This is a genomic window from Rhodocytophaga rosea, assembly GCF_010119975.1.
In the GTDB taxonomy this organism is placed as follows: domain Bacteria; phylum Bacteroidota; class Bacteroidia; order Cytophagales; family 172606-1; genus Rhodocytophaga; species Rhodocytophaga rosea.
The window spans coordinates 3,623,329-3,642,319 of sequence record NZ_CP048222.1 but is presented as its reverse complement, the minus strand read 5'-3'; the positions used below and the strand labels follow the sequence as shown (position 1 = coordinate 3,642,319).

Annotated in this window: 12 protein-coding genes; 4 read left to right on the top strand and 8 right to left on the bottom strand. The window is 39.8% G+C overall.

Annotation, left to right across the window (positions count from 1 at the left end; translation table 11 throughout):
* Positions 1-206: 206 nt before the first annotated feature.
* Positions 207-2,735 carry a M14 family metallopeptidase gene (locus GXP67_RS15210; RefSeq protein WP_162443909.1) on the bottom strand — a complete coding sequence of 843 codons (2,529 nt, stop codon included), beginning with the start codon at positions 2,733-2,735 and terminating at the stop codon, positions 207-209.
* Positions 2,736-2,886: 151 nt separating this feature from the next.
* The gene (locus GXP67_RS15205; RefSeq protein ID WP_162443908.1) at positions 2,887-4,992 is read right to left on the bottom strand and encodes a hypothetical protein; all 2,106 of its coding nucleotides are present in this window, start codon (positions 4,990-4,992) and stop codon (positions 2,887-2,889) included.
* A gap of 164 nt (positions 4,993-5,156) precedes the next feature.
* Here GXP67_RS15205 and GXP67_RS15200 point away from each other — a divergent pair, with 164 nt between their 5' ends.
* The 3 genes from GXP67_RS15200 (at position 5,157) to GXP67_RS15190 (ending at position 9,505) form a co-directional block, all read left to right on the top strand.
* Positions 5,157-6,725: an acyl-CoA carboxylase subunit beta gene (locus tag GXP67_RS15200; RefSeq protein WP_162443907.1), complete on the top strand. Its 1,569-nt coding sequence runs from the start codon at positions 5,157-5,159 to the stop codon at positions 6,723-6,725.
* A 908-nt stretch (positions 6,726-7,633) separates the two neighbouring features.
* On the top strand, positions 7,634-8,848 hold the full coding sequence (locus tag GXP67_RS15195) for a glycosyltransferase family 61 protein (protein WP_162443906.1): 1,215 nt from the start codon (positions 7,634-7,636) through the stop codon (positions 8,846-8,848).
* A 120-nt stretch (positions 8,849-8,968) separates the two neighbouring features.
* On the top strand, positions 8,969-9,505 hold the full coding sequence (locus GXP67_RS15190) for a DUF6155 family protein (protein WP_162443905.1): 537 nt from the start codon (positions 8,969-8,971) through the stop codon (positions 9,503-9,505).
* A gap of 10 nt (positions 9,506-9,515) precedes the next feature.
* On the opposite strand, the gene GXP67_RS15185 is transcribed toward GXP67_RS15190, so the two are convergent.
* From GXP67_RS15185 to GXP67_RS15160, 6 genes are all read right to left on the bottom strand, one after another.
* Entirely contained in the window at positions 9,516-10,256 is a 741-nt protein-coding gene (locus GXP67_RS15185; RefSeq protein WP_162443904.1) for a hypothetical protein, read from the bottom strand.
* 110 nt (positions 10,257-10,366) lie between these two features.
* Entirely contained in the window at positions 10,367-12,589 is a 2,223-nt protein-coding gene (locus tag GXP67_RS15180) for a carboxy terminal-processing peptidase (RefSeq protein WP_232065233.1), read from the bottom strand.
* A 213-nt stretch (positions 12,590-12,802) separates the two neighbouring features.
* Positions 12,803-13,504, bottom strand: a complete 702-nt coding sequence (locus GXP67_RS15175) for a class I SAM-dependent methyltransferase (RefSeq protein ID WP_162443903.1) — start codon at positions 13,502-13,504, stop codon at positions 12,803-12,805.
* A gap of 113 nt (positions 13,505-13,617) precedes the next feature.
* Positions 13,618-14,958, bottom strand: coding sequence for a vanadium-dependent haloperoxidase (locus GXP67_RS15170; RefSeq protein ID WP_232065232.1), 1,341 nt, complete (start codon positions 14,956-14,958; stop codon positions 13,618-13,620).
* Between the two features lie 193 nt (positions 14,959-15,151).
* Positions 15,152-15,934: a LuxR C-terminal-related transcriptional regulator gene (locus GXP67_RS15165; RefSeq protein WP_162443902.1), complete on the bottom strand. Its 783-nt coding sequence runs from the start codon at positions 15,932-15,934 to the stop codon at positions 15,152-15,154.
* A gap of 390 nt (positions 15,935-16,324) precedes the next feature.
* Positions 16,325-17,425, bottom strand: coding sequence for a Gfo/Idh/MocA family protein (locus tag GXP67_RS15160; RefSeq protein ID WP_162443901.1), 1,101 nt, complete (start codon positions 17,423-17,425; stop codon positions 16,325-16,327).
* 299 nt (positions 17,426-17,724) lie between these two features.
* Between GXP67_RS15160 and GXP67_RS15155 the strand changes: the two genes are divergently transcribed.
* Positions 17,725-18,939 carry a helix-turn-helix domain-containing protein gene (locus GXP67_RS15155; protein WP_162443900.1) on the top strand — a complete coding sequence of 405 codons (1,215 nt, stop codon included), beginning with the start codon at positions 17,725-17,727 and terminating at the stop codon, positions 18,937-18,939.
* The last annotated feature ends 52 nt before the right edge of the window (positions 18,940-18,991 follow it).

Below are 18,991 nucleotides of genomic sequence, written 5' to 3'. Positions count from 1 at the left end.
AAAGGATAGCTTATTAGTGAAAAGGCGCTATTAGTCAAAATATGGCTTTTAAAGAAATGAGATGCATGAAAAAACAAATCCCAGCTCTGTGATAAAAATCAACAGAAGCCGGGATTTAATAAATATTATAATTCAAATCACTTGCAATGTATGACTACCCATAAATGGATATATTCTACTGTTTGAAGTATCTGATTATAGTAAAATCAATTTCCTACCAGAAACACTGCATTGCCGAATAATAACTTCCCACTATGCCAGAAACCACGAAAAAGGGGACTGTCGGCCATATATATAATCTGTCCTTTACCTAGTTCCTGTACGCCTAGAATAAGAGCGTCTTGCAGGTTGCCCTTTGCTTTTCTTCCAACAAATCCGCTCACATAGCCATCTTTTTTCAAAATGCCTACATTCCATCCTGTTTTCAGAAATTCATAGCCAGGGGCTTCTCTTAATAATACATAGTGCGTACCAGAATAACCAAAAGCCAGGGGATGTGTCTGGTCTAAGCTAACTTTATGTACACTGCCTAATACTTCTTCATTGATACCTTCACGCTCGCGGCTGGCATAGGTTTGCAGGGTATCGTATGGATTTTTTACTGTTTCTGCTTTAGTGGAAGGCGTTTTCTTTTTTAAAGCTATATCCGGTTTACCTGCCAGAAAAGAGACAGCACTTTCAAGTGCAATAATTTTACCTCCGGCCCGTACCCAATCTTTAAGGCTGGTTAAAGCGCGATCATTATAAATATTACTATAAGAACCTGAAGGCAATATTAATACATCGAATTCATGCATGGGTACATTGCTCAGGTAACTTGTTTTTAATACCGTAATCGGATAACCGATTTGCTGCTCAAAGTAATGCCAAACCTCTCCAAAGCTATAGGCTGAAATACCTTCACCAGCCAGTACGGCTACTCTGGGTGCTTTCATATACCGGATATTGCTTGAACCAAAATCAGACCCAGTATTGACAAAACCTGTGCTCACCGGCATCAATGTAATGCCATGTTTACTGGCTTGTTCTTGCACCGTCTGATCAAATTTATTTTGTAAAGCTTCATTACCGGTTCGGGTAATAATTAAAGTCCCAGGCTGAAAACGTTGTCCATTCATTTCAAAGGGAATTTCTGAGAACCGTACTTTTATCTTTTGCTGCAATAAGGTCGACAAGAACTTGAGATCGCTGAGGTTTTGCCAGGAAGCCAGATAGGCATAGGGTTTGGTGATAGCAGGTATTTCCTTCGCCGCTACAGCAGAGGGTTTGGCTTGTCCGGAAGCTAACCTATCCCTGATCGCATAAGCCTCCAGCCCGAAAACATAGGGTAATGCCCAGGAAGTAATGTCATAGGTGAGAGAATCTTCCAGAGCTGGATTGGTATCAAATAATACTTTGAGTAAAGAAGATTTCGGCTGGAAAGCACTGATGAGAATATCATTGTTTTCAACAGGAGCGTTTTCCGTTTTACCATTGGCATAATTAAAACCTTTGGTGCTGGCTCCTTTACTGGCAAAAGAATAAGCAATGCCCTGATTGTCCAGGAAACTTGTAAAATCTTTCAGCTTTTCCGGATTGGCTTTGGTTTTAATTAAATAGGTTTTGTAATCGCCAATGGGTTTATTTCGGGAATCATCGTAATATTTGGCAAACTCTTTCACTACCTGCTCGCTTCTGGTGGCTATGGATTCCAGTGTAGCCAGACTAGCTGCATGATGATGGGCAATGCGCTGGCTTAAAGTAAGGGTATCTCCCTGAGTCCGGGCTATCGCCACACCAGCCCGTCCGGAACCGCCTTGTTCGTAGGTCATACCGATTGCACCGTTAAAGGTAGGCCAGGTATCTCCATAACTAGGATAAAACAAATCATAATTCTCACGGGTAAAATAGAGCCAGTTATTAGTATCAAAGTACTTGCGGTTGTGCTCTCCAATAATGTTCTGAAACTGACGCTGCCAGGGAGTAATATCCTGGTGATAAGGTTTGGCAGCCGGAGAAAAATAATAGGGGGCATCTACACCCATCTCATGAAAATCGGCATGTAAATGTGGCATCCACTGGTTGTATAAAGAAATACGAGCTTTGGTTTCCTTCTGCGTTTGCCATGCCCAGTCACGGTTCAGGTCAAACAGGTAATGATTGGGCCGTCCGCCTGGCCAGGGTTCATAATGTTCCCAGGCATAGGGTGAAGCATTAGGTGTTTGAGCCATAGTTTGTTTGTACCACTGTATGTAGCGTTCCCGTCCATCTGGATTTTCACAAGGGTCCAGAATGACTACTGTATTGGCAAGCCAGCTTTGGGTTTGCTGATTTCCAGTGTTCAGCAAATCATACATCACCTGCATTACAGATTCTGAAGAAACAGACTCATTGCCATGCACATTATAACTCAGCCAGGCAATGGCCGGTTGCGTACCAGAGGGTTGGCCAGATAATAAACCCGTACGTTTCAAATTGTCCGTCCGGATTTCTTCCAGGCGGCTCATGTTAGCTTCTGAAGAAATAATAGCAACCACCAGTGGCCGTCCTTCATAAGTAAAGCCATATTGCTGAAACTTACAACGGGAGGATGCCTGCGCCGCTAGGTAGCGTGTATAATCGAGAATCTGGGCATGGGTGGTAAATTGGCTTCCTAAAGGATAACCTAAAAATTGTTCAGGAGTTTGCAGGGAATTTTGTCCAATAACAGCAGAGGTGCCCCAGAAAAAGAGGCATAGCCATAGAAGTGTACGCATAAACACAGGTTCAGGATTGGTTTATTAAAGAAGCGTACAAAATGGCCAAATAAATTGATTTCGCCAAAAATTAATTGGGTATCAGAAAACAGTTTAATTTTTATTACTGATATATCAAACCTAGGATATCTGGCAAAAACCCAGTATTTGCTTACTGCACCGAATACATAATGCTTACACTTTTGGTGTCCCCATCATCGGTATTATTAGGCAATTTGGAAGGTTCCAGTTCCAGAATTTCGCTGGCTGTTAGTTCTTTTACGGGCTTTTCCCATTTAAACATCAGTTTAGCATCAGCAGCAGTTTTGCCTTTTAGCATTTCAATAGCTACCATGTCGTCTTCGTGCATATATCCTGCAAGGGTATACAGGTTATCGATGGTTTTAGCTGCCGGAAGCATCACCGACTGGTAAATTGTTCGGCCAGATGAAGTAATTCGCCACATAATATCTCCGGTATTGGCTTTTTTGAGATTAATATTTGAAATACCCAGCGTAACAAACCTGAGTTTTTTGGTGTCAATGTCGAATCGGATGGCCGAAGAATTACCTCCTACCTCTGCCCCAGGTGCTCCATTCTGACTAATGACCGCTTTAGCAAAAAATGGCACTGGTGCTTTCTCCTGCCGGTTTAAATCTGTATAGGGCAAAAATAAACTGATCACACCGGTAGGCTTGCTGATGCGGAAAGAAGCCCCCTTTTTGTTGGTAGGGTCTGTTACTTTTTCAACCGTATTATTAACCACGGTCATATTTCGCAATAAATCGGCACCCCGGCTGTCTTTCCCTGAAGCCTCTACCAGCTGAATCATGAGGTTATCTTTTTGGAGGTCCGTATAGAGTTTTGGAAGCTGGTAAGGAATTGAAATGGCCAATCCCCGGATATTATTAAACGTAGTGTCCTTGGCTTTTACAGCTGGCGCAATTCTCGCATCCTGAATTACACTTACCGGCAGGTTTTGCTTGATCTGTTTCTGGGTAACCAGGCCACTGCCGCTTTGCAACATTATCTGCACAGCAAATTGATTGGGTGTTTGCTGACGAATGCCCGGATGATAGAGCAATAAGTTGAAAGCCGGATAGAATACCGATATTTTTCCTGGCTCCTGCGAAAGGGCAATCGCTCCGGTAGAGTCTATGCTACTCTTCCCTGCTGTCACCATTCCCCCCTTTAACAAAACCGTTTCTTGTGTCGCATTCACATAAGAAGGAACTGCAACCAAGGCTGGTGCACCGGGAGTAGCTTTAGACTCATAGGCAATGGTTAGCGTAGCGCCAGCCACTCCTTCGTGGGTACTATAGGGGTTAATGGTAAATTCGGTAATGCGGATACCCGGCACTTTTGTACGGCCTACTTCCAGGTTAATTTGTACGGCAGGGTTTGTTAAGGCGATGGTTTTCTGTTTAGGGTCTAGTGGCCATTCTCCCTGTAAAGCAGCTTTGTTGTCGAAATTGGTCATTATCTGGCCATTAGAAGCTTTCAACACCCGAACTTTATTGCTGCTGACTACGCCTTTACTGGTGCTTTTCTGCAGTTTTAACCGGACTATATCGCCTTCTGAGTATATAAAATTAAAAGGCACTTTAGTTGAAACATTTCCGGCTGAGATAATATCTGTACTGGTTTTGCTGCTGCCCGGAATGGCAAATAAATCCTGTTCTATGCTTTCTGCCTCGTATTTTTTACCCGCTTTATCCGTTACTGTGATTTGTTTGGGTTGCAGACTTATAAATGTTACCGCTGGTTTATTGATGGTGATATCCTGAGTGTGTATCCTCTCAAAAGTGTTCTCTTTTTCAGTAGTTGCATTGAGTATAAACTTCACAGCACTACTACCTTCCGGAAGATTTAACTGATAGAAAGGAATAAAGAGTTCAATGCCTGTATTGCGCCGTCCCTGTGCTTTGTTTTGTGGTTCGTAGGCATGTTCCTCTGCTACATGAAGCGCAATGGTATTAAAGGCTTTTTTAGATTGCCGGTAATCTAATCCGCTGTAAAATGAATCATTATTCTTATGCGCCATACTGGCATAAAACGTAAAATAATTGCGGCCTTCACTATTTTTCATGGCTGCATATTCGGCATCCGAAAAGTTATACTCACAGCTAAACAAAACGGCTATTCCCCGGATACCTTCTTTTACTGCATTTGGATTGACATCGGATTTATAGACGGAAAATTTAGGTTTTCCTGCCTGTCCGAAAGCAAACGAAGAAACAAACAGCAAAAAGAGAACAACTAACCTGTAATAACGCATAAGTGAAAAATTTCTGTAAACATACGAAGCTATCAATTTACGAAACGTATTTGAGCAAAACAGATTGCACATGAATATATAAATTCACTCAATTGCCGCTTTCATTCTCTATAATTTAAATGATATATTTGGACAAACAGACCATACCTACTTAAAAGAGACACATGGAAAACAAAAGCCAGGAAGTTCATGCAGAAAAATTTGCTGTTTTAGAAAGAAAAAACCAGGAAGCCTTGCTCGGCGGCGGACAAACACGGATTGAGGCACAACATAAAAAAGGCAAACTCACGGCTAGAGAACGCATTCAATTATTAATAGACCAGGGAAGTTTCGAAGAGATCGGCAAATTTGTGATGCACCGGACTAAAGATTTTGGTCTGGATAAGGAATATTACCTGGGTGACGGCGTAGTTACCGGATATGGCACCATTCAGGGTAGATTAGTATATGTATATGCGCAAGATTTTACCGTATTTGGCGGAGCTCTCTCCGAAACCCATGCCGAAAAGATATGCCGCATTATGGACTTGGCTATGAAAAATGGGGCACCAGTGATCGGGTTAAATGATTCCGGTGGTGCACGTATTCAGGAAGGAGTGATTTCTCTGGCTGGGTATGCAGAAATATTTTACCGCAATACGCTGGCTTCAGGAGTGATCCCCCAGATTTCGGCCATTATGGGACCTTGTGCTGGCGGAGCCGTATATTCACCAGCCATTACCGATTTTATAATGATGGTTGAAAATACTTCCTACATGTTTGTGACCGGACCAAATGTGGTAAAAACAGTAACCCATGAGAATGTAACAGCCGAAGAATTAGGAGGTGCCAGTACACATAGTATTAAAAGCGGCGTTACCCATTTTGCCTGTGCCAATGAAGTAGAATGTATCCAGTCCATAAAAAAATTGCTCAGCTATATTCCGCAAAACTGCGAGGACGATGCCCCCAGAGTAGCTTACGAAGCTAATCAGGACGAAAGCCGGTCAGCACTTAACGGTATTGTTCCTGAAAATCCAAATCAGCCCTATGATATGCGTGAAGTGATTGAAGGCGTAATTGATACAGATAGTTTTTTTGAGGTACACCGCAATTTTGCTGAAAATATTGTAGTGGGGTTCGCCCGGCTCGGTGGCAGAAGTATTGGTATTGTTGGCAATCAGCCTGCTGTACTGGCTGGCGTGCTGGATATTCATGCCAGTACAAAAGCTGCTCGCTTTGTGCGTTTTTGCGATAGTTTTAATATTCCCTTACTGGTGTTTGAAGATGTACCTGGATTTATGCCTGGCACCGACCAGGAATGGAATGGCATTATTACCAATGGTGCTAAATTGTTGTATGCCTTTTGTGAAGCTACGGTACCGAGAATTACTGTAATTACCCGGAAAGCATATGGTGGAGCTTATGATGTAATGAATTCCAAACACATTGGGGCTGATATGAACTATGCCTGGCCTACAGCCGAAATTGCAGTAATGGGTGCCAAAGGTGCCGCCGAAATTATATTCAAACGCGAAATTGCCGAATCTGCGGACCCTGAAGCCAAATTGCAGGAAAAGGTTACGGAATATACTAACAAGTTTGCCAATCCATACAGGGCAGCACACCGGGGTTATATTGATGAGGTGATTTTACCGGAGCAAACCCGGCAGAAGTTATTAAAGGCTTTTCAGATGCTGGAAAACAAGGTGGATAGCTTGCCCAAAAAGAAACATGGAAATATTCCTTTATAGATGGCTTGCCCTTTCTATGTATTTATTCTGGGAGTAAAGTGTATGGGTATGTGTTTTTGTAGCACGATTTAAATATATTCTCCGCTTGTTAAGCAGCGATAGGTATTTTCTTGCTTCATCTATCTTTATCAGAAAAAATATACCTTGTGTTTTACTCCGGTACATGCCAGATAATTAAGGTTAGATCGCTTTATATCGCAGAAGAATAATCAGATGCGACACAGATAGCTATCAGCATTTGCTCAATCTACTTTTAATTGGTTCGCTAAGCTGGCAATCTATTATTGCCAGTATAGTTTATTTTTTTATTGAGCCTGGAAATAGTATCTGTATTTGATGTATTGATCCTGTGGTTATAGAACTACCACTATTTTTATTTTGCCTCATGTAAACTGTATCCGAAGTCTGCATTAGTATATGTGCCAATAACTTTGTTATAGGAATTTCGTTAGTTTCCTATTGAATGAATGCAACTAAAATATATAAGCCTCATTTCTATTAATTGCATTATTTCAATATTTTATTGTTTGTAACATATCTGCTAGAAACAGATTATTAGCGTTTTATTGATTTTTAAATTTTCAAACTATTATTTCAAAAAAAAGATTTGATTAAGATAACATTTATAGTATACTTACAGTTACAGGTTGTACTACACTCTTGAGATTTGCAATATTTTAAGCTTATCTTAAGAGTGTTTTCAATTCATGTCAGCATTGGGTTTGCTTGAAAAATAATCGGTTTCTGCAAGGTAATTATTTCTAATCATCTGGTTGTCAGGAACCTGGTAGTGTTTGTTGAAAGGTACAAGTAGAACAGGGGTTTATGCTGCTATATATATAATAAGAAAATTGTACTATGCCTATGTTATAAGTATACACATTTAGTTCATTATAACCTTTTACATTATGCGCCGCCTATCTAAAAAAGTTATTCGAAAAATTAAGAGTATTATTGCCAAGACCATTCCTCATAATGTATCCTACCGGCCTAAAGATGTGTATGAAAATGTGCAGGAGTATTTACATGAAGATAACCGCAAAAAACCTGCACCTGCATATAAAGAATTATATCCTTCCTATACCTCTGTTATCAACATAGACGAAGAATTTTACAGCAAGTGTGCCGATTATATGGACCTTCCCCGGCAGGCGGCTATTCCAACTGCCTATATTGTAGAAATTCCTCATGGAAGATTACATACAGATACCGTTTTTAGTGTAGCGATTATTTCCAGAGATAACAAGCTGGTGGGTGGAGTCTCTTATCAGATGGGAAAAAATAAGGCAAAAGAAAACTCGATTTTTGAACAAACTTTTTTTATCACACCTAAGAAATATTCAGGTACTGCTTTTCATCTGCTTATCGGGGGAAGCGGAGACAACAATTACTTTCACTGGCTGTTCGACGCTTTATGCCGCATTCATTTATTACAAAAAAGTGGCTGGTTCGACCGGATAGATTATTTTATTGTGCCCGGATTTGAATTAGGCTACCAGAAAGATACCCTGCGTTTGCTGGGTATAGATGACAATAAAATTATCCCTGGAAATGTAGAAACACACATAGTGGCGGATTCACTGGTAGCAACGAACTATGTAAGATATCATTCTCACGTTCCTGCGTGGGCATGTTCGTTCCTGAAAAATAATTTCCCGAAAGTGATAGAAGCAGGGGAAAGAGTATATCCCTATGTATATGTAAGCCGCAATGATTCTGATAAACGGTTTGTGATTAATGAGAACGAACTTGTAAACTTCCTGGCTGAATACGGTTTCAAAAAAGTTGAATTGGGAAATATGACTTTCCAGCAGCAGGTAAATCTTTTTGGTTCTGCCAAAGTAATTATCGGGCCTCATGGGGCTGGCTGGGCAAATTTAGTTTTCTGCGAGCCCGGAACTACAGCTATTGAATTATTTGCCAGTGAGTATATTATTCCGGTATATTACGATCTGGCCAATAAAGCCGGCGTTAATTATCAGTATATGGCTTGCGAATCGGATGCAAGTGCAGAAAATGTAAAGCAGGGGATGCGGCTAAACTTACTCGTAGATCTAAACCAGTTAAAGCCTATGCTGGAAACAATCATGGAAAAATATTCTGCTGAAAGCAATTCCTATTAATAATCAGCCAATCTGTTATTTTACTTCACAAACTTTAATTGTTTTAGATAATAATCGCAACCAAAAAAGCTATTTTTGTAGCAGGCTATTTTCCTCTGCTACAAAAATAGCTTTTTTGCTATGTCGCGTTTAACCAAAGCTGGATTACAAAAACACCTGAATCATTTAGAGAAGGAAGATTTGATAGAAGAACTGGCAAAACTTTTCACAAGGTTCAAAAATGTGAACGAGTATTACCAGATGGAATTCGGGGAAGATACCCAGTTAGTAGTGAATCAGTATAAGCAGAAAATCCGGAAGATCTATTTTCCTAATAAGCGTATCCGCAGACCCAGGTCAGCCGCTTCCAAAAAACTAATCACTGAATTCAGAAAAGTAGCATTATATGACTATGATGTGATTGACTTACTGCTGTACCGGGTGGAAAACAGCATAGAGTTTATGAATGCACACCATTACATCAGCGAAGCATTTTACAAATCTATGCAATCCGGATTTACAGAAACCCTGCAATTAATTGCTAAGAACAGGCTATTTGATGAATTTAAAGAGCGCTGCGAAAAATGCATCTGGTTTGCAGGACATTCTGGCTATGGACTGAATCGCAGTTTGCAGCAGGTTCTCAGTGAATATTTCCCTGCCAGTAAGGCAAGCTAATAAGTCATACTTATTTCAACCGGTATACCAAATATAGGTTCAGGCTAGGCACATATCCATATTTCCAGTATGATTTTTTAAACTCATCATTCATGCGGGTGTATAAATTTTGGGCGAGTACAGAATCATCAATTATAGAGTACCCCACGCTATAACGGCTTTGAGAGCCCATGATTTTAGTAAACCCAATTTCAGCTCGAAATTCAAATTTGCTGTTAGGAAATAAAAATCTGCGGCCAGCTAAGAGTCCGGCACAAATTAAATCAGATTCCCAGTTCATTTGCAAACCTTCTGCGATAGCCAGCAAGGCCGGATCAACATTCGCAGGAAACTTCCCTTTGTAATAGACATTGGCCAGTTCAAGTAAAGGCCCTTTTCCATACATCCTTGAAGCCAATCCATATACACCAGCATAATATTTCTGATTAAAATGATAATTTATACCTATACTTCCCATATATGCTTTTTCAAACGATTTCTCGATGATGTGGCTTAGGTTTTTACTTAATCCGGCTACTTCCATACAATAGAGCAGGTATTTATCATAAGGTTTGGCAAGCAAACCTACTTGTACAGCAGCGGAAAAACGGGGATGAAACTGGTACTCAAATCCGGCTGTGTATTGTAGCGGAAACTGTGTGCCTAACTGAACATAAGGCGTTTTTGGCTGAGTCCATCCTATACGGGTTATTACAGATAGTAACAGAACCAGTTGCCAGCACAAAACACCCTTTTTGTAGAATAACTGCATAGGCTGATTGACTATAGTGTTGGGCTTACGAAAGTAAATTATATAAAATAACAAGACCTCCCAATTTTGTTTATGAATGGAAGGTCCTGATAAGATATATTAATTAGAAATTATCCGATGGAAATATAATCGGCAAGGATTTTTGCCCCTTCATTCAGATATAAATCTTTGGGCTTCTTATCTGGTTTAGAAGAATCCTCTGCTTTGTTTCCTTCTTCGCCTTCAGGAATTTCCGGATTGGTAGATTCAATCTTAGTAGCTGTTTTGCGTTTTTGCTCTATTTCATCACGTTCTTTTTTACGCTTGGATTCCTGCAAGGATACAACTGTTTTCGTCTGGGCTTTTTTCAGGTCTTCAATGGCAGACTGGTATTGCTTTAGTTCCGGATCTGATTTGAGGCGTTTCTCATAGTTACTCTCCAGTTTACTAATCTGAGCACTGGTTACATCATTAGTTGGAGTAAAGCTGGTCGCACGTATCTGATCCCAAGGAAGTGCACTAGGCTGGGAACTTTCGCCAAATTCTTCTGCGCTATATCTGGAAGGCAACCCAATATCAGGCGATACACCCTTGTGCTGCGTACTGCTTCCGGTTACTCTGTAAAATTTAGCAATAGTCAGTTTTACCTGGCCCAGTTTGTCTTTTTCATCAGGCATAAATCGGTTCAAATCAATCAGGTTCTGCACAGTTCCTTTGCCATAGGTTTGTTCACCAATAATAATACCCCGCTTATAATCCTGAATAGCACCGGCAAAAATCTCGGAAGCTGACGCACTAAACCGGTTGATCATCACTGCCAGCGGACCAGTGTATACCACACCAGCGTCAGGATCTTTTCCTACATCAATCGAACCATTTGAATTACGTACCTGCACAACCGGCCCATCTTTAATAAACAAACCTGTTAACTCAATAGCTTCTGAGAGCGAACCGCCTCCATTAAATCTTAAATCGATGATTAAGCCATCTACTTTTTCAGTATTAAGTTCTTTTATGAGTTTACGGACATCTTTAGTAGTACTATTATAATCTTTATTTCCTTTCTGGGCAGCTTCAAAATCCATATAGAAAGAAGGAATAGTAATAACACCCATTTTATAAGGTTTGCCATTATGGGTAATAGGCACTACTTCTTTTTTGGCTTCGGCTTCCTCCAGTTTTACTTTGTCACGTACCAGTTTTATCTCTTTGGTAATCGCTGAAGTACCGGCATCAGCAGGAATAATCTGCAAACGTACAGTTGTGCCTTTAGGTCCACGGATTAGTTTAACAACTTCGTCAATACGCCAGCCGATTACATCTACCATTTTACCCGTTTCTCCCTGGGCTACGGCCACAATCTTATCGTCTTTCTGCAACAGTTTGCTTTTGAAAGCAGGACCACCAGCAATAATTTCAGCTACTTTGGTATAATCATTTTCCGTACGCAGTGATGCACCTATTCCTTCCAGAGATAAGCTCATGTCAATTTTAAAGTTATCGGAAGCAGCCGGAGAAAAATAAGAAGTATGGGGATCTACAGAGTTTGAGAAAGAATTCATATAGATTTCGAATACATCTTCGCTGGTAGATTTGGTAATGGCTTTTTGTTGATTCTCATACCGTTCTTTCAGCATTTTGCTGATTTCTTCGGTTTTTTTGCCACTTAACTTCAGATTAAGCGCCTGACTTTTAACCATTTTACGCCATTCTTCATTGGCTTCTGCTACTGTTTTTGGCCAGGGAGCTTTCTCACGGTCTGTTTCGTAATTCTCATCTACTGTAAAGTCAAAGGGTTTCTCCAGCAGTTGTGAAACGTAGGTCATACGCTCATCAAAACGGGTTTTGAAGATATTGAAGATCTGATATGCTGGTTCCAGTTCTCCCTTCTTAAGGTCATTATCAATTTCCTTGCGGTATTTTTCGAAATTAGCTACGTCTGAAGCCAGAAAGAAAACCTTACTGTTGTCAAGTGATTGAAGGTATTTATCTAATATAACAGACGACAAAGAATCATCCAGGTTTACCTTTCTGTAATGGCCCTGTGTCATGATCTGGGTTACCAGCATTTCTACTTTTGCCTGGCTTTGGTCAGGCCGCAGGTCCGCCATTACATTCGGTTGAGCCGTCGTATTTTTGGCAATTTGCTGTCCTGTTTTGGCTGTTTGCTGTGCTGAAAGCAATGAAATATTGGTTAACAGCACAAAAAAGAAAATCAGAGTTTTTTTCATTGGAAATGTATTTAATCCCACCATTCCGGCGTACCATTGTTTTCCCCGGTCACTTGCTTTTGTCTGTAGATATACTTGTGTTCCGTGAAGGTTAATGTACCTGGATATGGTTGCTATACGCAAAGTTTGTAAATAAAGATAGTTAAAATACCAATAAAATAGTTGAATTGTTCAATTAAAGGAAAATGGGGATGACAAATGGCTGTTCTCATGTACTATTTATTATCCTTATCAGTATAAACAAAAATGATACTAAAAATATTTCATTCAGTATCATTTAATTCCTTGAATAGTAGAAAGATTAAAATTGTTTTATGGCCTAGCCCTTAAGCAGGTTTACAACATACCAGTCAGCACTTTTACCTCCCACAAAGCCATTGATTTATCAGCATAGGCACCATTACCCTCGGTACATTGCTCATTTATTACAGCAATGGGAGCCGGCAAATTGAAAGGCGCTGTTTGCAAATTCAGAGTACGCCAGTCTCCGGTTATAATATCTTTGTTTTCTGTTCGGTCGGTGAATGTGGTAGTAAGAATATATTGAATATTGCTTGAAACAAGATTCTGGAAAACCTTTCGTATATCGTCAAAAGATAGATGTACCAGACAATCACGGCAGAAGATTAAATCCACCTCCGGCAAAGAATCCTTCGTAAGGTCTATTACCTGAAATTGCCTGGCGGGGCTGGTATAGGTCTGCTGATGATGGGTAATTAAAGAATTTACAATATCCGCGCCTATATACTGTTCCAATGGCAAATTCAGCTGGCTCATCCACAAAAAATCTCCACAGGGCAAATCAAGCATCGTTTTAATAGAATGGGCTGCAAGTAAAGAAGGCAATGCTTCGGCAACGGCTACCGTCTGTGCATAATCTGAACCGGCACCAGATACGGAGTCTGAACCCTGCCAGTGATTGGTTTCGAAAATAAAGGTAAAAACATCTTTTATTTCTTTAGTTACTCCTTTTTTTGATAGATCTTCAAAATAATTGGGGTCAAAGGGAATCCCAGACTGAGTTATTTCTTTTTTCATCGGGTGTATATATTACCGGGCAATATAGTATAATATCCTGCACAAAAACAATAGCGTAGTATTGAAACCGGTGTGAGATAAACGATTGATTTGTAAATAGATATTTTGTGAATTTACTTTTCAGACAGCGTAAGCTTACCTTGTTTTTTTTCTACTTTTTCGAGCACCCACTTTCCTACTTTCATACCTTGTTCTCTGCCCTGGTCAATGGCATCCATAAAATGTATACCACCATAAAAACGGGAAAGGCCTGCTTCTATGGCTGCCTCCTGAAATGAAGCAAATGTACGGGCATCTAATCCGTATTGTTCTTCTACGGTATCTGTATATTGAAAATTCTCGCCAAAATAGTGCGTTAAAATAACAGCAGAAGTGGTTGAAATGGTAGAATGGCCGCTTAAGTATTCCGGAAAAGGAGGCGTTTGCAAAAGTGGTTTCCAGGAAGGATCGATGTATTTGCGGATGGCTGTTTCCGGCCGAATCCGGTTGCTTCTGAATTTCTCATCCCAGCAGCTGATAAATCCATCCATTAATCCTATGGCTACTACTGTGTGAATTTTCATGGCTTTTTCGAAGCCGACATTTGCTTGCTTACAGGCAATTCCCGTTATTCCCAGCCAGTGGGCACCAGGCGAAATCTTTTTCATCCCCACCAGCATATGTCCGTTATCCTGTAAAGCAAAAGGATTACAATCCCAGAAGGCGGCTATTTTCCGATGTTCTTCACTCAGGTTAATGCCTTCCTTATAACATGCCAGCATCAACTTATAAAAATCAGATTGTTTATCAGATGAAAATACTACCGGCACAATCGGCTTAAACTGATCAGCTGAATTTAATGTAAATGACCGGATGGTATTGAAATAGGGTTCTACCGGGGCGAAAAAACCCGGAGGTGTTGGATACCAGCTTCCCTCCTGGGTAAGAGGAGTATATCTGGAAAAATTGCTGATTTTGTTGTATTTATCGGTTTTGGCATAGGCTATCACCTGCTTACTAATGGCTTGGGCATATTGTCGGGAACTCTCAATTATTTCATCCGAAAAGCCTTTTTTATGGCAGTCTGCTATTAATTTTTTCTCATACTCAGCAAGCGTATTTCCGGAGGGCTGCATCTTTTTTGCCGTTTCCATCATGGCTAATACAGCCGCTAACTGATAGGAATAATTTGTAATTGTATCCGGGCGCTTGATTTTAGGAAATTCCTGTAACACTCCATACATACTTTGATAGGCAGAATCATGCTGGGCGATTACTTCATACCCGGACAGGCAGGCATAGGAAAAAAAACGGGATGCCAGTGGAGGATTGGTTACATCATGTACCATCACCTTAGTCATCTCCTGAATGACTTCATTAATAGTATTTTCCTCTAATTCTGGTAATTTATCTGCTTCTGGTGTACAGGCATATGCAGACAGCAGTATTACGATATAGTATAGTATTCTTTTCACTGGCAATAGAGCGTATAAGGTTTACCAGGTTTTGATATTAAAATAACCATGTGTATAACTAATAAGCAATTTATGAAAATTACCAGCACATTTGAATACTCTTTCAATCTATCTTATTGCCTAGAGAAAATTGTAATTCATCTCATTAGGAATAATGTATCAAGAAGTGATGTTATAGTAGTAAGAAGTATCCTTATATCATCCCGTGGTTAATTGCAAATCGTACTAAAGCTCTGGTATTAGACAACCTGGTTTTTTTGAGCATATTTCTCCGGTGGGTGCTTATCGTAAATTCACTCACATTCAACTGCTCTGCTACCTCTTTTCTACTAAAACCTTCTGCCAGAAATTTAATGATTTCACGTTCCCGGCGGCTAAAAGGAATCTGAGATTTGAGATGTGTATCGGATCCATCCCAGACCAGAAAACCGTCGTGCTTGGTAGAAATAATGGCCGCTGATATCCCATTTTCTTTTTTCAAATGGGAAATATCACTTATTACTATCAATAGGAGTACAATATTTCCTGCATTATCTGTTTGTAGGGCAGTATTCTGTTGCAGCACCCGCTTATATGCTTCTTCCTTATTCTTAATTCGGAAGTCTACACTTGTTTTGTAATATTTCCTTTGCGAAACCGGCAGGGCCATCAGGAACTCCCATATTACCTTTGTTACTTCCATGTATTCTGTAATATCATCCGGATGAATTAAAGACAGGGTAAAGTGAAATCCTTTTATCACTAACTCCTCCGAAGTATAGCCAAGCATTTGTAAGCTGTTTCTACTCACATATACAAAGCTTGAGGTACGCATATCCATAATGATAGTGAGAGATGGACCAGCGTTTAGTACTATATCAAGAGCCGGATTATTACTTAGTAAAATTTGATAATCATTTGATTCTTGTTCAAAATTCTGAGATTCCCAAATTTCCAGTATCTCTGTATACGTTTTAGGAAGATTTTTATGTGTCATTTGGTTCTCTTCTAAAGGGTGGTCCGTTAAAAAATACCTAATTTTAGGTATTGCAACTACAAATTTATATTGTTATATTATGTATTAACAGGCCCGTAGGCTGCTATAAGAGAGATTCTGTAAACAAAAGAAAGAGTGAAAAATAATACTTTTCTTATACACACATATCGATTAAAATTGTACTATTTCATGAAGAGATTAGCAGTGATATCTGAACAGTAATTAATCAAAGATATGGCTTGATTCTTATGCTGAGAAATTAGTGAGAAAATGTAGCCCCTATACAAAAATTCGCTATTTAAATACCTGATAAGCTGACATTAAAAAATAAACCTGTCAGGTTTTACTCTAACAGGTTTGTGAATGGCAGAATCATATAGACTGGGACACTCAGATTTTCACTCGTTGGCCACTTCCGGCAGATTTATAGATGGCTTCTACAATGCGGATATCACGGAGTCCTTCTTCACCCGGAACCAGCATAGGTTTATGTTGCAAAATAGCCAGGGCATCATCATCCATTTGTTTGGCTTGCTGCCAGGGAATTTGGTATGGAAAGTTAATCTGTCCCAATGGGCTGCTTCCCTGTACACCGGCATACGCTGAATATGGCGACATTTTTATGTCCCCTTTCTGGCAGTTAATATTGAGATAGTTGATATTCTCCCCGAAACTGGTTTTAATATCTGCGATTAATCCACCTGGAAATTCAAGTTTTGCTTCCGTGGTTTCGTCGAGGCCGTTTTTATATATCTCTGGACGAGTGGTAGAAGTTTTTGCAGAAATTACAGCCAATGGCTCCGCACCGCTTCCTAACCTGGCTCCCTGAATCGCATATACCCCCATGTCATACAATACCCCACCTCCCATTTCTTTTTTCTGTTTCCAGTGGTCGGTACGGCCTTCAGTATATCCGGCTGCACAATTTACACTCTCAATTTTTCCGAGTAATCTGCCTTTAACAATATGGCGGTATTCCTGCGTGTTTGGTTCGTGCTGTAAACGGTAGCCGATAGCAAGCGATTTTTTGTTTTTCCGGCAGGCATCAATCATTTCCTGACATTCCTGAGCAGTAATAGCCATTGGTTTTTCGCACCACACCTCTTTGCCAGCGTTAGCCGCCCGTATTACATATTCTTTGTGCATGGAAGGTGGCAGCACAATATACACTACATCAATATCCGGATTATTAGAGATCTGATCGAAGTTCTGGTAATTGTAAATGTTCTTATCGGGAATATTGTGTTTTTTCTTCCAGGTTTCGGCTTTTTCAGGCGATCCGGTTACAATTCCTGCCAGATAACAACGTTTGGTTTGTTGTAAAGCAGGTGCTAGCAGGTCGGTACTGTAATAACCTAATCCTACCAGCGCTATTCCCAAGCGGTCTTTCTGTTGTAAGGTAGCCGAAAGCAAAGTATTTGGCGAAAATAAAGTGGCCGCACTACCTAAAGCCAGTGATTTAAGTACATTTCTGCGGGAAGTAGAGAGCATAACAATATGGTTTTGAGGTTTATTATAACAACGTAAGTGAAGAGTTATTCTGACAGAATTTACTTATAACTTATTATACTCCAATTTTAAATAGTATTCCGAAAATATATGAATTTTCAAGCTGAAAATAACTATCTGAACCAATTGCTTTATTAAATGCACAAAATGGGATTTGGAGCCAACACTTTATTAAACACCTATGGAATTTTCTGTAGAAATATGTACCTTGTTATAGCAGGCAGGTAAAAAACTAGCCTATAGGATTCTCACCTTTTCAAAATTTAATCGCTCCCATACCTATGACTATCATTTCCGGGTCAGAACTGTGGAATATCATTATCCTGGTAGGCGCTGTACAAGGATTTATTCTGAGTGTATTGCTTTTTTTTAGAAAACAACCCGGTAAAGTATCGAACCGATTGCTGGCCAGCCTCATTTTCCTGCTGGCTTTGGCCTGTTGCAATCTGTATATAACGGAGTCTGGTTTGTATGAGGATTATGTTTTTGTACAAATTCTGCAACAGGTATTTCCCTTTATTATCATCATGCCCATCGGGCCACTTATTTATTTTTACATCCAATCGCTTGTTAATTCAGATTTCCGGATGAATGCAATTCGATACCGACATTTTTATCCGGTAATTATTGATTTAGTACCCAGGTTGCTGGTCTGGATATTTTTAGCAGGTTTGCTAATAGGCATTTTTCAGATAGAAGAAGGCCCTGAATGGGGAGATTTTATTGATTCTTACAATACTTACTCAGATATTCCCAGATGGTTATCCATTACATTGTATGTATTGGTAACAAAAAGATTTCTAACAAATCTTTCGGAAGAAAAACAGAACACATCCGATTCAGATAGTCTTACTCAGGCAAGAATCAGGTGGATTCATCAGTTTTTACATGCATTTTTAGCATTTCAGGTAATCTGGTTTATTTTTCTGGTGCCTTATATCATTCCTTCTACCCGGGGATATTTATTGGATAACATGAGTTATTATCCTATTTATATTCCTCTAGCTATTCTTATTTACTGGCTTGCCTTTAAAGGCTATCTGCATACCCAATTAATTTCTTCTGAAACCGTAACCATACAGTTTCCACTATCATCTGGTCCTCAACAAATACCTGCTTCCACTTTGTCTTTTCCCAGGGAAGAGGCAGCTGCTTATATAGGTTCGCTGAAAAAAGCCATGCAGGAAGATAAATTGTATCTGGAACCTTCCTTGAATGTGCAGGCCGTGAGCAATCATACGCATATTCCTCCGAAAACCATTTCCTATATTTTAAATAACTATGAGAAAAAAAGCTTTAATGAATTTGTAAATGAATACCGGATTGCAGAAGTAAAAAGAAGGTTAGTTGAAAAAGCAAATGAACATTTAACTATTTCCGGCATTGCCCTGGATTGCGGATTTAATTCCCAAGCTACCTTTCAGCGGGCATTCAAAAGTGCAGTAGGTGTATCTCCCAAAGAATATCTTTCCCTTCAGCCACAAAAATCAGCATAATCTGTTCTCAAATCCGGATTTGAGTAGATTTATATCCTAATTTAGCCTTGTA

Coding starts and splice junctions, on each gene's coding strand:
- GXP67_RS15210 (WP_162443909.1), bottom strand. CDS start 2,735: ATGCGTACACTTCTATGGCTATGCCTCTTTTTCTGGGGCACCTCTGCT.
- GXP67_RS15205 (WP_162443908.1), bottom strand. CDS start 4,992: ATGCGTTATTACAGGTTAGTTGTTCTCTTTTTGCTGTTTGTTTCTTCG.
- GXP67_RS15200 (WP_162443907.1), top strand. CDS start 5,157: ATGGAAAACAAAAGCCAGGAAGTTCATGCAGAAAAATTTGCTGTTTTA.
- GXP67_RS15195 (WP_162443906.1), top strand. CDS start 7,634: ATGCGCCGCCTATCTAAAAAAGTTATTCGAAAAATTAAGAGTATTATT.
- GXP67_RS15190 (WP_162443905.1), top strand. CDS start 8,969: ATGTCGCGTTTAACCAAAGCTGGATTACAAAAACACCTGAATCATTTA.
- GXP67_RS15185 (WP_162443904.1), bottom strand. CDS start 10,256: ATGCAGTTATTCTACAAAAAGGGTGTTTTGTGCTGGCAACTGGTTCTG.
- GXP67_RS15175 (WP_162443903.1), bottom strand. CDS start 13,504: ATGAAAAAAGAAATAACTCAGTCTGGGATTCCCTTTGACCCCAATTAT.
- GXP67_RS15165 (WP_162443902.1), bottom strand. CDS start 15,934: ATGACACATAAAAATCTTCCTAAAACGTATACAGAGATACTGGAAATT.
- GXP67_RS15160 (WP_162443901.1), bottom strand. CDS start 17,425: ATGCTCTCTACTTCCCGCAGAAATGTACTTAAATCACTGGCTTTAGGT.
- GXP67_RS15155 (WP_162443900.1), top strand. CDS start 17,725: ATGACTATCATTTCCGGGTCAGAACTGTGGAATATCATTATCCTGGTA.